Source organism: Puniceicoccus vermicola (genome assembly GCF_014230055.1).
Lineage (GTDB): Bacteria > Verrucomicrobiota > Verrucomicrobiia > Opitutales > Puniceicoccaceae > Puniceicoccus > Puniceicoccus vermicola.
Map to the genome: position 1 here is coordinate 355076 of NZ_JACHVA010000101.1, position 14426 is coordinate 369501.

Below are 14426 nucleotides of genomic sequence, written 5' to 3' on the forward strand. Positions count from 1 at the left end.
CAGGCTATTCAGCCAAGGTGACTTCGAGATAGCGTGAGCTGGAAAACCATGTCTCATTTGTTCCGGTGGCGTAGCTGTATTGAAGATAGCGACCGGATGCATCACCGAAACTGATTTGAAAATCTATGCCGAAGGTGGTGCCTGGTTGCGGTTTGATTCCGAGTTCCCCCCAGGGGATGAGGATTTCCATCGTGTAGCCTTCGGGGGTGCGCATGCGCCCGAGACTTGCGGAATTTGTCAGGCTGGTGGCTCTGTTGATGCCCGGGCGTTTGTAAGCGAAAAACAGCTGTTTGCTGGGCTTGGTTTTGCTGTTGTTCTTGTCGATGAATAGTTCGATACAATCGCCTTCATACCATTTCTCGCCTTCATTGACGATGGGGGCACCGTTTTTATCCACGGCGATATACAGTGCTAGGCCTTGGGGCGTCGCGAGCATCCAAATATCTGCTTTCTCTTCCCCTTTGCGGTTGCCGGTAACCAATACGCTGCCGATGTTTTGCCAAGAGGGGACGTTGTCTTCATCGACCGAGAGGCTGGTGCTTTGATTCCACGCAGTTTCGCTTGGGTCACCGTCGGTAGTGATTTTGACATCGCTGTGGAGCGGGAGGACTATTTTTCCGGTCGTTGGTTGCTGTGCCGTGGGCATCCGCTCCGAGAGGTTCTCGATCATCTTCGCCTTCTCGGTGTTGGTATTGGTCAGTAGTTGGAAGCCGCCGATCCGGGCGTTGTGTCGGTTTGTGATAAGATTGGAAACCACGGTGAACTCGAGGCGCTGAATGCGGGAGAAATCGACCTCCTGATCGGGAAAGTCGCTGGCGGTGAGTTGGATTTCTCGCCATTCAGGATCCTCGAACATCGTATTCAGGTTACGTGATTTGGCCTTATGATTTTTGCCTTCATTATCGGTCCAGGTGATGGTCACATGGCAGTCGCGAGGTAAGGTGCCATCTCCCTTGAAGTAGAAGCTAATTGCTTTGCAGTCTTCAGGTTTCAGACCGGGAAGTGATTGGGTTTCAAACCAAGCACCTGCATGCCATTCTTGTGTGTGTTGGCCGAAGACGAGATCGACCACATCTTCTTTATCGTGCCTTGCTGAGGTTGCTGTCAAATTTCCGTAGGCCTGATAGGACTTAAATTCACTGGGATAGGTAAGCTCGATCCGATAGCCATCGGGATTAGTGTCAGCATTTTCCTCTTCGACTTCAGTGTTTGTTTTCTTGGAAAGGAGTGCCGTGTATTCTGCCACACTTAGGCGTGGCGGATCTGTGGCTTCGGGTGTCGGGACGAATGGTGCTGGCCAGTTGCTGACATTGTCGGAGGTGGGAGCACTTATGGAGGGTGCCGCGATTTCAAACCAAAGGGTGCTCAAGCCTGGATTGAGGGAGAATATGATTTGTCCATTTCTGCGCTCCACGGGCACCTCGCCGATTCGTCTGCCTTCGACGTCGAGGGCGTAGACGTTGAGATCATTTCGCTCGAGATTAGTCAGTGCTACGCGACCGTGCAGCCCTTCGATGAGGATGGGCGCACTGCCGACTTTTGTTATGCGCACGACATTGTCGTCTCCGGTGGTGTAGACTGTGCCTGTATTCTGTATTCTTCCGGCAGCGACCATCAGCATACGCTTGGACTTGGCAATGGGCGCACCGTCGGTGCTGGTGAGAGCGATTGTTCCATAGGGGCGATCTAACTGGGTCGCTAGATTATCAGTAGCATTGGTAGGCCGCAGTCCGGGATAGCCTGAGATGGCCTGGGTCCGTGGGCTGTTGATTAGAAGCGTTCCGGTTCCCCAATCGGTTTGCAGGGCTCCGTTATCGCTATAATAGGTTGCGGTATCCATGCTGTTGGGGCCGAGATCAATGTCCCAACGTTTTGCCGCAGTAAGGTAGAACCGGAAGAGCCAGCGGGGATCTTTCCCTAGGCGGTCGAACTGGCCAGCAGCTGGGAAAACTAGGAATTGGTCGTCGCACCAACCAAGCGTGTGGCGTCTATCTGCACTAAGGCCGATCGGTGTAGCCCCATCAGGCAGAGAGCTTACTTCGATGGCGGCTTCGAGTGTTTTAAAGGTTACCTCGAGTGGCGCCTCATAGCCAAAATTGAGGGTGAACGTGGTCGGAGTGTCCAAGTTCTGAGTGACGAGTTCGGGATGCAGTTCACGTGCCGGGGCAGCGAGGTCTCTTTTCTTGTGGTAGCGGTCATTCCAAGGGTTATCACCGAGGATAACGGCGTGACGCGCTTGGCTGTAGTTCCCGCTGGCGGTGCGTCCTGTGCTAAAGACCACATCTGCATCGCCTCCGTAGGTTTCGTCGAAGAATGTCGTTTCGGTGCGGTGGAGCATGGGGAGGAATTGCGCCGCATTGCCAATGGTGCCGCCGCCCCCCTCGAGTCCGACTGCGTGGAGATTTTGCTCTGCGACATCTTCAGCCGAGTGGGCGATCTGCGCGGTGTAGCGGGCTGGTGGAATGTCGCTCCGTCGCATGATGGCTGCGGCGATTCGGTGGATTGCCATGGAAGGAGAATCGTGTAAAGTGGTGAAGGATTTATGGAACTTTTTTCTCCACTCGATCCAATTGTAAGTGATGTCTTTGTTCGGCATGCGCTCTCCGCCCCAGAGTTGGCTCCAGGTGAAATGCACGCTGCCGTCAATGCCTTGGAATCCCATCATCGCAGCGATGGCGAGGTGGGCGTCGGCGCGGTAGGCCAGCCCGCCAGCAGTCCATTCATTGTTCCAGCCGGGGTAGCCATCGACGTTAATACGGGCCATGTTCGTAAACCAGTTCTTGGTGCTGACATCGACCCCATCAACCGTGATCCCGGAGTTGCCTGGGCGTGCAGAGAATGCGATTTGATCCCCTCCATAGAGGTGGACAGAGATCGAGTTGGTGCCTTCGATTTCGGCGAGTTGATTCTGAGGGCCTCGAAGTTCATGGCTGCCGATGATTTGGCCTTCGAAGCCGCTTTCCCGCAGATACTCGCTAGCCTCTAGGTAGAACTCGGTCGAAATTTCGCGGTAAAATGCGATGAGGTCGTTATAGCGTGCTGCGCCCCGTGCCTTGGAGCGGTAGGAGCGCTTCCAATTATTGAGAACTTGGAGCTGAGGGCGGTAAACGTTCCCTTTGGCCGGATCTTCATTGTCGAAGAGTCCGGATGTGCCTGAAGCGTCCGTCCATACTTCTGCCAGATTCTCCCGGTCACCATAGCGTTCCAGAAGCCATGCATTCCAGGCGGCATCAAACCATTCCTGCACCGATGGGGGTGTTTTGAAGGCCCAATCCCAGAAAGGGCCGTTCTCATTAATGATCTCGATACAGATGACGGCGGGGTCTTCGGCTAAGCTTTTTCCTGTATATGGATTAACGTGATTAATGAGTTCAGAGGTGGCTCGTTTCCATGCCTCCACCATGACTGGCATCGGAAATACTCCTTTCCAGCCATAGTTATCCTTCTTTGCCAGCTCTTCCCAGTCCTCTATACCGATTTCTTCGGTCCATCCGCGTTGATCGATCAGATCTAGATAAATGTAGATTCCTCGATCAATGAAGGCCTTCATTAGCTTGTCGATGATCGCGATCCGTTCGGGATCTAATTCGAAAACGCTTCCGGATTTGAGGAAGCTGACGCTCGTCCAAATGTGGTCGTTGTGGTGGAAACGGACGACGTTGTAACCGTTTGCTGCGATTGAGTCCGCGATCACCTCGATCTGCTTGTCATTTTCGGGAAAACTCGCGCCATAAGCCAGCGTCGTGCCCCAGAAACGAACGGGGGTTCCATCTTCGAATTCCAAATTACCATTCTCATTGGTCAGCAAAGCGCCGTGAGCTCCGGCGGGTTTGCCGTCGTTCAGCCACGAGTCAGCGTCGGCCACAGAACCTTTGGCAAACCGGGGGAAGCGCTGCTCATCCCAGACGACTAGATCGGCAGGGTCTGCCAGAGCATCCTCGGGTGCCTGAGAGACGACAAGGTCATCGACGTCCGCAGTCGATGCGGTCGTCGATGATTTTGCACTGTACGAAATGGCACTACTGGAGAGAAGCAGTAGTAGGCACAGAGAGAAGTGGTGGATCTTTTTCAAGAGATGGAGTTAGGTTGTAGAATTGATTTTTGTCGGTTGAACCATGTCGCGGTTGCTGGATCAAAAAGGCGACTCATAGTTGAGGCCAGGAAAGCTCAACACGGCCATCCGTCACTGGGATTTCACTGCCTTGCCAAGTGACGGATGTTACGTGGGCGGGGAGGTCTAGGCTGATCGGGCAGCGTTCAGCGAGCCATGGGTTGAGCCATGGGCGTTCGAGTTTTACAATCGTGGTGTCGGGTGTGCTGGACTCGACGGAAATATCTATGTTCTCTTTGGCCCACATCCAGAGGGCAAACTCGTTGTTGGAAGGATACCAAGCGGTGGGGTGTCCGGCAAATTGGGCGACAAAGTCATCGAATTTCTGCCATTGTTCATCGGAGTTTCCAATTTGCCAGCTGTGGCCTTTTAGGTAGAAGACTGCGTTTTCTTGCTCGAGGAATACTGGCCAGTCGGCGACGAGCATCTTGTTTCCGCTGCCCCATAGGCCGTTCGAGCGCATGAGGAGCAAATCGTCGACATCCTCAATTGTCTGCCGTTGGGTAAGCTGGGTGCGGGCGATCCACAGCCCAGATTCTTGCATGGCGCGATAGACATAGTCTCCTTCTTCATCCAGGCCGGGGGCATAGCCGTTGGGGTAAGAGAAAGCGATGACCGGGTGGCCCAAGCGATTCTCGAGGAGTAACCGCATCGCAGTAATATTCTCAAGGGCTGCTTGTGGGGTCAGCGTATTGAGCGCGGTGTGACTGTAGCCGTGCACACCAATCTCGGCCCCCATCGCTTCCAGCTGATCCATAAAATTCAGGGCAGGGGAGTTGCCGTTCAGCATGAACGTTGGGCTATATCCGTGTTTTATCAGAATTTCTGCACAGCGAAGATCAGAACTCTTGCCGTCGTCCCATGAAGTTAGGACGACCTTGTCTTTGCCCTCAGGGAAAACAGGGAAAGTAGGTGCTCCACCAGAGAGCTGGGAGCCGTGGAGTTCCAGAGTGTCTACGACTGAGCGCGTGGGATCGACCGTCTGCATGAGTTCGCCTTCGACGTCGTAGCTCTTGTCACGTGTTGCCTTGTGGCGCATGATGACTGAGGAAAAGAGGTCTTTGGTCAGAATTTCGAGGCGATTGAGTGGCGAACGAATATGGAAAGAGGCCGAGTAAACACGCCTCTTTTTCCAGCGATCCAGTTCGTACGAGAGCGGGATGGGCAGACCTTCGGTGCCTTCGACCACCGCCTCGCCCGGCTTCGTCATGTAGCCACCAACGAACCAGTTGCCGGTGGGGAGAGGGAAAGGTATATCGACGGAACCATCATCAGAGACCGGCAATTCGAGTGTGATTGGATCGCTGGGTTTCAGTTCGGTGGGGTTGGCTTGCTCCAGTGTAATTCGGCTGACCGGCCAGGTTTTTTGCCAGCGCCACAGGTCGCCTTGCGGGTCAAGACGAATGCTCTCAGTTGGTTCCGAGGTATGTATCCAGAACTCGAAGCGTTGTGGCTCACCTTCTTCAGCATGGATATAGTTTGGGGCGATACGGACGTCGGGGTTGCGTCCACCAACCATCATGATGCTCAGATCACGATTGACGTAGCCGCCTGAAAAATTGCTTTCGATCACGCCGTGCCACCAACCCGCAGGGAGTGGGGCGTCGAGTTTCCATTCGATGCGGGCGTTCTTTTTGTGATCAAAATTGTCTTCACAGGATCGGTCGAGGGTGACTCCGATCAGATTCCCGCCGCTAGTCGTTAGAATCTTCCCGCCCGTGGATTGTTCGGCATCAAGGACAATTTTGCCGTCTGCGAAGCGTGGAGCCTCGTGATGCGCACCCATGAGTGGTCGTGCAATCATGGTTGCGAATAACAGGAAATACAAAGTAGTGCGCATAAGGGTCGTTTTTGGAGTAATGTTTTGGATCAATTTAACTTTGTTTCGGATTTCTCAGGTCGTAAACACAAGCTGAACGATTATTGTAGGGCAGACGGGTTGCCGGATTGCTCCTTTGCGCTGATATCAACTGCACCCGTATTTCGACACTACTTTGACCCCGTAAGGTCAGAAGAACAAATCATACCTGACTTTATCAGTTAGTAGAATCCGAGTCAGCTTTATGTCGTGTTTGCCATGGCCTCGTTTTTTCGAATAAGGATCTCATGTTACCTGAATCACTAAATTTGATCGTGTAGTCTGTTCCCGCTACACTGATTACCACTTCAGGATCCAGTTCGAAGTATATCGAATACATCTTATCCTTGAGCGCAATGTTGAACGAAGCCGCTGCGCGGCAATTTTTCAGGATGTGATTTTTTTTGGAGGGGAGTGAATCAAAGGGTGAAAAATGGGCCGCCAGTGGTTAAGCTGACGACCCTATGCATAATAAAAAAACTACGTCCAGTTGAGTATCAATGGCACGCGCACGCGTCAATGCTCCGTTTTGCTGAGTATTTGGAATTGGAGGATTTTCGTCCCCGGACCGCTTCGAGTTATTATCGTGCACTCCGGTTGATTGGGGATCACTTCGGGAAGGATCCTGAGGTCTTGGCTGAGGAGGATCTTCGGAGCTTCTTTGTGTATCTGCGGCGGGACCGGAAGTGGGCACCGAAGAGTTGCCGTCAGTTTTTGGCGGCGACGAAGCACTTTTACCGGGGGATGCTGGGGCGTGAGTATGCGAGCCTGGACCAAATCAAGGCTCGCGACCGGGAGACCCTGCCGACGGTGCTAACCCCGGATGAAGTGGCCCGGGTGATCTCGGCGGTCCCACTGCTACGCTACCGGGTGCCGCTATTGCTGATCTACGCGAGCGGGCTGCGGGTGCGCGAGTGCATCCATTTGACCGTCGACGATATCGACGGGCCGGGCAACCGGTTGTTCGTGCGCGATGGCAAAGGCGGTAAGGACCGCTACACGATCCTGAGCACTCCGGTTTATGAAGAACTCCGGCGTTACTGGCACTGGCATAAGAACCCGAAGTGGCTCTTTCCCGCGGTGGGACGCGGACGGGGCGACTCGGCCGGAGCGGCTTACCGGATGGGCCGGGCCGACGAACCGATGCTCACAGTCCCGCCGTAGGGGAATGAACGTAGTGAATCGGGAGACCCGCACAGTCTGCGCACGCGTCTGCTGGCGGCGGCCCGGGCCGAACGGATAACCAAGGCGGTGACCTGCCATAACCTGAGGCACAGCTTCGCGACCCATCTGGCCGCCGCCGGGGTGCCGCTGCACCAGCTACAATCCTACCTGGGGCACGCCCACATCGAGACGACCACCGTCTACACTCACCTGACTCCGATCAACCACGTTGAGGCCATCGGTTTCATAGACGCGTTGGTCGCGCCGATCCTTCGACCTTAAGGGTGTCGGGAATCGGGCAGCTGAGCTGCCCGCGGGAGAGTGAGCCACACGCCCTTACCGTGGCCGGAGTAATCGAACGCTTCGCACCGGCCTACTGGGAGCGATACGGCAGACGAATCCCGCTGGACCAGCGTAAGGCCTTGCAGGCCATCCTCCAGTGCCGCACCCCGGCCCTGGGCGGGCACCGCTATGCTTGCGGATGCGGACACGAGCACCACGCCTTCCACAGTTGCAATCATCGGCTCTGCCCTCGCTGCGGATCGGCCGACACCCAAGTGTGGGTCCGCAAGCAACTCGGCAAACTCCTGCCAGTTCCCTACTACCTGGTCACCTTCACATTGCCGTCGGAACTGCGACCCGTGATGCTGGGTAACCGTCAGGCCATGGAGTTGCTGATGAGCTGCAGTGCCCGGGCTCTGAACGAACTCCTGGCCGACCCCGCACGCGGATGCAGCTTCGAGCATGCCGGCTTTTTCGGCGTCTACCAGAGCTGGACCCAAGAGATGCGCTTCCATCCGCACGTTCACTACGTCGTTCCGGCAGTCGGTCTGGATGACCGCTGGAAGCTCAAGCACCCGAAGAGTCCGAAATTCCTCCTCCACGCCCAGCCGCTGGCCAACCGCTTGCGCACCCTTTTGGCAAACGCCCTCCATGCCCAAGGGCTGATCCGGAAGGAGCTGTTCTGGAAGCTCGTCAAAACCAACTGGAACGCCGACCTCGAACGGGCCGGAAACGGCGAGAACGCGATCAAGTATCTCGGGCAGTATATCCGACGCAGCGTCATCTCCGGTCATCGTATCCTTGGCGTAGAAGGAGACCTCGTCCGTATCCGTATCAAGAACCGCGATACGGGAGACTATGAATGCAGATCACTCGACGGAGTCGAGTTCGTCCGCCGATTCCTCCTCCACGCCTTGCCCGAGCGCTTCCACCGCATCCGCTACCGCGGATTCCTCCACGCCCGGGGCAAGGCCCGCCTGCAATGGCTTCAGCTCCTGCTCGAAGCGCGACTTCAGCCGACGCCAAAGCCAAAGTCCGAACCGATCCCCGAAAGGGAGATCCTCTGTCCGCGCTGCGGATGCCCCATGCGCAAAATAAAGAAGATGCCCCGGGCCCCTCCAGCCCATCGGGGCGAACACTTCCTCTACGCCGTGGCCGCATGAACTCTTTCATGACCAGCCACACCCCGTTGATCTCCGTCGATACCCCGCCGGAGCCCCGACTCCCTTGTGCCCATCTGGAAAGTACGACAGAAAATGACCCGAAAAGCCAATCGAGCAGCGTTCGCCACTGCCACGGGGCCGCTCGATCCCTCGAAAACCACCCCAAAACCAGCCGCCAGCACCAGCCCGGGAGAAAAACCAGGGAAAACCCTCCCCAAAGAAAACGCATTAGCCGCCCTTAGCCCAAAGGCGCTCAGCGGCTTGTTCAACCATCGTTCAAGTCCGAGCTTCGTCCCTCACCTCGGCTAGAACGTTTATTGTTGTATGGATTGTATAGTCCTACAGAGGGACGGACATCCAAGAATACTTCAAATTTGTCGTCTGAGTCGGATACCGTTCTCAAAGCAAAGTCGAGCTGTAAACGTGATATGACAGGATTCAGAGGATTGTTACGATGGTAGATATCATTGTCGTTCCAAGCGACATAGCCCTGATTGTAAGGTGTATATTCTGAACGGATCGGGCTATATAAATCAGGGGCGGGCCGGCGGATCTCGATGCGATTATTGCTAACATCCTTATAGAGATTATAGTAATCTCTGAGGATGTCCCAGTTGGGACCGGTGAAGTTACCGTCTGGGTCTTTCAGATTATCGATCAAAAATCGTTTTGGATCGTTCGCATTGGCACCGAATGCGATTTGATATATGGAGTTATTCTCAAAGGCAAAGGTCAGGTCTTTTTTTAAACCTCCATGGAGCACATCAGTTAGCAGCCCTTGGTTATAGGCAGTGAGATCGTGTCGGTATATTTGGGCGATGGTCGTGTCGTTGGCCAAGAGGGAGATGTCGCTCAGTGATATGGCTCGTCCGGTTCGGGGGTCCTCCTCGATGTTGAGCGACGAAAATTGTGTATCCATTTCGTTGATGCCGAATTGGTAGGTGAGCGTGGTCGGGGAACCGCTTTGGCTGCTGGTTGGCGTGTTGTATTCAGAGTCAATGTTGAACTTGGCTTTGATACCTTCATCGCCGACCCAGTAGGCGATCTTTCCGGTCGAGTTGCCATTACTGTCCTGGATGTCGACGGTCGGTACTTTGACACGATCGGCAGGATCATTCACACTGTGGTCTATGAGCCATATGGTGTCATAAGGGGGAGTCGGGTCCGGTAATGCCAGGGAAGGTTTTTGGTAATTGGGATCGCTGGGTGAGAGGCTTTCGTTGCCACTAACGAGCCAAGCAGGGGATTGGGAGGCGTTATTGGAATTCCATATTCCCGTCCAGAATGGATTGGCAGAGTTGGCGGAAGAGATATCGGCCCGTGCGGTGGCCCGTTGATCTTCCCCAGCGTATTTCTGTAATTCGCCGACGGCGAGAATCAAACTGAGTTGAGCGTTCTGCCTCGCCTTTAGAGTCGTTCTTACAGCAACCGAGTGGCGGTTCTCAACGGAGATGAAGGCTGTCAGACTGATCAGAATCAGAAGAATGAAAGCCATCAGGCTGAGGGCAATGACCATCGTGAATCCTCCGCGATTTTCGGGAGATATTTGTTTTCGTGGTGGAGCGTGCGACATGTTTGAAGGTGGGTTTGCAGAAACGAGGCGACCCCGGGGAGGGAGTTGCGTGGATTACGGGTAGTTCTCGAATCGTTCGGTCATTGGAGTTGAGGGGGAGTGAGAGGATGGAGACGGGTATATAGAACGGGGGCCGAGGAACTATTCTCGAATGAAAGGAAGAGTGCGGCTGGGATTAGAACCTGCGATGCTAGGGACGCTCGTTATCTGAGGCAGAAAAACGTCATTCCTCAATGGTTAGTTTCCTCGCATTTCGCTTTAGCGTTTTCCTTTTTTGATCGGCGAAACGATCGAGTAGTTCTTTTGACCTAATTTGCGGCGGCGAGAAGCTCCGATACGGTGACGAATCGGTAACCCCGCTCCCGGAGAGTTTCGATCACGGTGGGGAGGGCTTCGAGGCTCTTGGGCGACCAATCGTGCATCAGAATAATCGTGCCAGCTTTCGTTTTGTCAGTGGTTGCGCGCTCAATGATAAGCTCGACAGTAGTGTCTTCATGCCAGTCGCTCACACCGACTGAACAGTCGATTGGTTGGAGCCCGGTTGCCTGGAGAATTTCCATTAGCTTTGGGGTGTATAGAATGTAGGGCGCACGAAAGAGAGTCGCAGTCGTTCCGGTGGTCTCTTCGATGATTGCTTGGGTGTCAATTACTTGCTTGTAAGCTTCCGCATCGCTGATCTGATTGAAGCGGGGATGACTGTAGGAGTGATTTCCGACCTCGTGTCCCTCGTTGACGATGCGCCTGGCGATCTCAGGCCGCGAAGCCACGCTATTTCCTTTACAGAAAAAGGTGGCTTTGATGCCTTCTTGGGCGAAGAGGTCGAGGTAATCGGGGCTTAGGTCATTGGGGCCATCGTCGAAAGTGAGGGCGATCAGTGGCTGATCGGTTTCAACGGATTTGATGCGCTGAATGGTCACTTCATTGACCGTTGGCACTTCGATGGAGGAAGTCTCCTCGAGGAGATTGGCCGGCGTGACTTTCAAGTCGTCGACGCGCACACTGCCTGCGGAGGTAACGTTGACTGCAAGGTTAGTCTTCGCTGCATTTTCCGGAATGACTACGGTTTTGCTGAAGAGGGTCTTCTTTCCCGGAGTTTTCAGGAACGCGATATCGATCCAGGCGATGGTCTTTGAATTGGAATCAAAGCATTGCAATGAAACTTTGGACGATGTTTCGGTGGTGGAAAGGGCATAGCCTGATACGATGACTTTACCACGGTAGTTGAAGGGCATCGAGACGCTACCTTTAACTGGATCGCCTTTGGCGATTATCTTGACGCCCTTGCCGGAGTTAAGTCCCTCAGGGTCGGTTTCAACCTCGATGGATCCGGAGCCAGTCCAGGAGTACCAACCTTTTTTACCTTCATCGCATGATCCGTATCGAAGAAGATTGGGTGAATTCTTGGCAGAGAGACTACCGTTGCAGGAGATCAGGAGAATTAAAGATAAGATATATTTTAAGTTTGTATTCATAGGTGCAGTTAATATGAGAAAATTAGTTTTGCGTCATCGTGTTGAGTGGAAGGTAAAAGACTCCGTTCCCTGGGGTGCCTACTACGAGTCGGCCTCCGGCAAATGCCATCTTGAGCCGCTGGCGTTGGGGCAGGTGGTCGTCGACTGGGTGCCAGTCTTGTCCGCCGTTCCCGGTGATGAGGATACCGCCAGCTTCGTCAAGAGCGACAGCGATGCGTTGGGAGTCATTATGGTCGACCGAGACGGAGTGGATGCCACGGTCCAGAATCTTCGTCCAAGTCCTTCCGTTGTCGCGACTTTGGTGCAGTCCTCCGTATTCTTCGGAAAGCAGATAGACGCCTTCTTGGTCTAGAGCGCTCAGCACTTGCATAAACTTTCGACCGGAGAGCTGGATCGAGGATCGTTCCCATTCGTCGCCGTCAGAGTCTCGGAAATACACCGCGTTGTTTTTCACCGCAACCATGGATCCATTTGGGCTCCGGGCTAGCTGAAAGCCCGTGTCCCAGATTGAACTTTGGAAAAACGATCCTCCTTCTGGTAGTCCTCGGCTATCCCAAGTCCAAGTTTTGCCCATGTCTGTGCTGCGCCATACTCCACCTTTGCCCGATTCAACCGGACCACTGACACCGACATAGACCTGTCGGGCATTGTGGGCGTCGACTGTGAGGGAGTTGATACGCCACTTCTCGTCACCTTTTGGTATATGGGTCATCGGCGATTTGTGAAATTTCTCACCTCCATCGAGGCTCACATAGAGGGTGTCGGCGTACCAACCGTGGTAGCGGGGAGCAAGGATGTAGACGGTATCGGGTGACGAGGGGGCCACTGCGACGGCCTTACAGTTGTCGGATGTGCCCTCGGCGTGGGAAAAGGAGCTAGCAGCATCGATCGAGCGGAAGTAGCCGTTATCAGCCATACCCATGTGAACGATGTTTGGGTTTTGTGGAGCCTGAACGACGGTGTGGATGACGGTGTTTTCAATTCCGTCGATGGTCAGGGTCCAAGTTTTCCCGGCATTCCAAGACTGGTAGATCGCGTAGTAGTCGCTGAAAAACCAATGTTCGGGATCCAGTGGATCCACTACGATTGAGGCGGTGGCCCGACCGAATTTATCCCACTGGTCGGGGCGGGTCCGTGCGAACCAGTCTCCTTGGATTCTTTCCGATTTAATCTCCCGCCAAGGTGAATCAACCGCCTTTTTGATGAAGAAGCCACCACTACCGTTTCCGACGAGAAGAAAATCGGGACCGGCACCTATGGTCTTGTAGCTACGGCTGGAAGTAGGGGATTGTTTCTCCGTGGAGGTGGGCAGACCTTCGGATGCGCCCTTCCAAGATTCACCAAAGTCCGAGCTTGAGATGATTTGAATACCATCAAAGATGCCGTACCAAACCTGATTATCCCAAGGGCTTTGAACGATCTCGATCGGAGAATCTTCCGAGAGTTTCTCCCAGTTAAATCCGGCATCTTCGGAACGGTAAAAACCACCCTGTAGTTCATGGTATTGGCGTTTTCCTTTCCAAGATGTCTTGTTCGAAATCTTACGTGACTCGGCACAGATGAAAAGGCGATTGGGATTGTGACGATCAATTTTTAGATCGTTGACGTAGATTTTTTCGAGTCCGAGATCAACCCAGCTCTCGCCGGCATCCGAGCTTACGAAGACCCCGTCCAATCCCGGTGCTGCATAGATCAGGTTTTCGTCGGACGGAGAACGTTGGAGAATCCGTCCCGTGCTGCGATTGGAGCCATTCCCATACACTTGGGTGTTGAGAACTATCTTCCAGCTTTGGCCTCCATCCGTGCTCTTGAAAAGGCCTTGCTGCGGCATCCATTGATCGCCGACAGCGGCGATGAGGAAGTCGGGGTTCTCGGGATCCACGAGCAGATCGCGAACACAGTCCAGACTTTGAGGGTGGTAATTGATATGGATCATGTACCAATTGCGACCGCCGTCATCAGAGCGGAAGATACCACCGACGTCGCTGTGAGCGTAGAGGCGATCAGGATCGACCCGGTTCGGAATGACGTTGAGGAGATATCCACCTCCACCGATTTTGCTGGAGCGCCAGTTTCCGTATTCTGACAGATTCTCGGTCGGGTTGAAGACATTGCCAACAACTCCATTTTCATCTGGACTGAGCGGCACTTCGGCTTGGCTCGGGATAATGGCAATGAGATAGATTGCCGGTCTTCCTCAAAGTTTGGGGACATGAGGGGCAAAGACCATCATGTCCCCAATGAATAACCTAACAGGAATAGCAGGCTACGAAGTGATCTCGCAGCGATGCAAATCGGATTTGGACGAGTTGGAGGCGGTTCTGGAGAGGGAGCCTGAGAGATGCCCTTACTGCGCGGCCCCGGGGCCGCGCAGTAAGGGCCGTTATCTTCGGAAGGTGCGTCATCGAAGTGGTTATGTTCGTTCAACTTTTTTGTTGGTGCACACCCGCCGTTTCTGGTGCTGGAGGTGCAAGCGGAGTTTCCTTCCCACGCTTCCGGGCATCCGTCCTTATCGCCAGAGCTCGGAGCTCTTTCGCAAGGAAGTCCACCAGCGCCACGAAGACGGGATCTGCGCGAGCACTTTGGCCAAGAGGGAGCGAATCGGGCAGGCTACGGTCGAACGGATTTATCACCAGCACACCGAGCTGGAGGTGCGCAAACGTTCCAACCGGGATTGCCCCCGGATGCTCGGAATCGACGAGCATACCCTGGGCAAAAAGAACCGCTTTTGCACCACCTTCTGCGACCTCGGCAACAATCGGGTCTTCGAGGTCAGGCCCGGTCGCAGCGAAAAGGAGCTCTC

At 54.3% G+C, this 14426-nt stretch carries 7 protein-coding genes and 1 pseudogene; 3 read left to right on the forward strand and 5 right to left on the reverse strand.

Features of this window, described 5'->3' with window-relative positions; genetic code table 11:
* Nucleotides 1–4: 4 nt before the first annotated feature.
* Together H5P30_RS13530 and H5P30_RS13535 are read right to left on the reverse strand one after the other, a co-directional pair.
* On the reverse strand, nucleotides 5–4072 hold the full coding sequence (locus tag H5P30_RS13530; protein ID WP_185693464.1) for a sugar-binding protein: 4068 nt from the start codon (nucleotides 4070–4072) through the stop codon (nucleotides 5–7).
* Nucleotides 4073–4145: 73 nt separating this feature from the next.
* A complete protein-coding gene (locus tag H5P30_RS13535) occupies nucleotides 4146–5915 on the reverse strand; it encodes a polysaccharide deacetylase family protein (protein ID WP_185693465.1) in 1770 nt (589 codons plus the stop codon).
* A gap of 573 nt (nucleotides 5916–6488) precedes the next feature.
* Between H5P30_RS13535 and H5P30_RS13540 the strand changes: the two are divergent.
* Both H5P30_RS13540 and H5P30_RS13550 read left to right on the forward strand, forming a co-directional pair.
* Nucleotides 6489–7415: pseudogene (locus tag H5P30_RS13540) on the forward strand (site-specific integrase).
* Nucleotides 7416–7417: 2 nt separating this feature from the next.
* Nucleotides 7418–8578, forward strand: a complete 1161-nt coding sequence (locus H5P30_RS13550; protein WP_185693467.1) for an IS91 family transposase — start codon at nucleotides 7418–7420, stop codon at nucleotides 8576–8578.
* 265 nt (nucleotides 8579–8843) lie between these two features.
* On the opposite strand, the gene H5P30_RS13555 is transcribed toward H5P30_RS13550, so the two are convergent.
* From H5P30_RS13555 to H5P30_RS13565, 3 genes are all read right to left on the reverse strand, one after another.
* Nucleotides 8844–10094: a hypothetical protein gene (locus H5P30_RS13555; RefSeq protein WP_185693468.1), complete on the reverse strand. Its 1251-nt coding sequence runs from the start codon at nucleotides 10092–10094 to the stop codon at nucleotides 8844–8846.
* Nucleotides 10095–10459: 365 nt separating this feature from the next.
* Nucleotides 10460–11623 (reverse strand): polysaccharide deacetylase family protein, encoded by a 1164-nt coding sequence (locus H5P30_RS13560; protein ID WP_185693469.1) that lies wholly within the window; start codon nucleotides 11621–11623, stop codon nucleotides 10460–10462.
* A gap of 22 nt (nucleotides 11624–11645) precedes the next feature.
* Nucleotides 11646–13772, reverse strand: a complete 2127-nt coding sequence (locus tag H5P30_RS13565) for a WD40/YVTN/BNR-like repeat-containing protein (protein WP_185693470.1) — start codon at nucleotides 13770–13772, stop codon at nucleotides 11646–11648.
* 91 nt (nucleotides 13773–13863) lie between these two features.
* Between H5P30_RS13565 and H5P30_RS13570 the strand changes: the two genes are divergently transcribed.
* Nucleotides 13864–14426: transposase (locus H5P30_RS13570; RefSeq protein WP_185691332.1), on the forward strand; the 563-nt coding region annotated here is incomplete at its 3' end.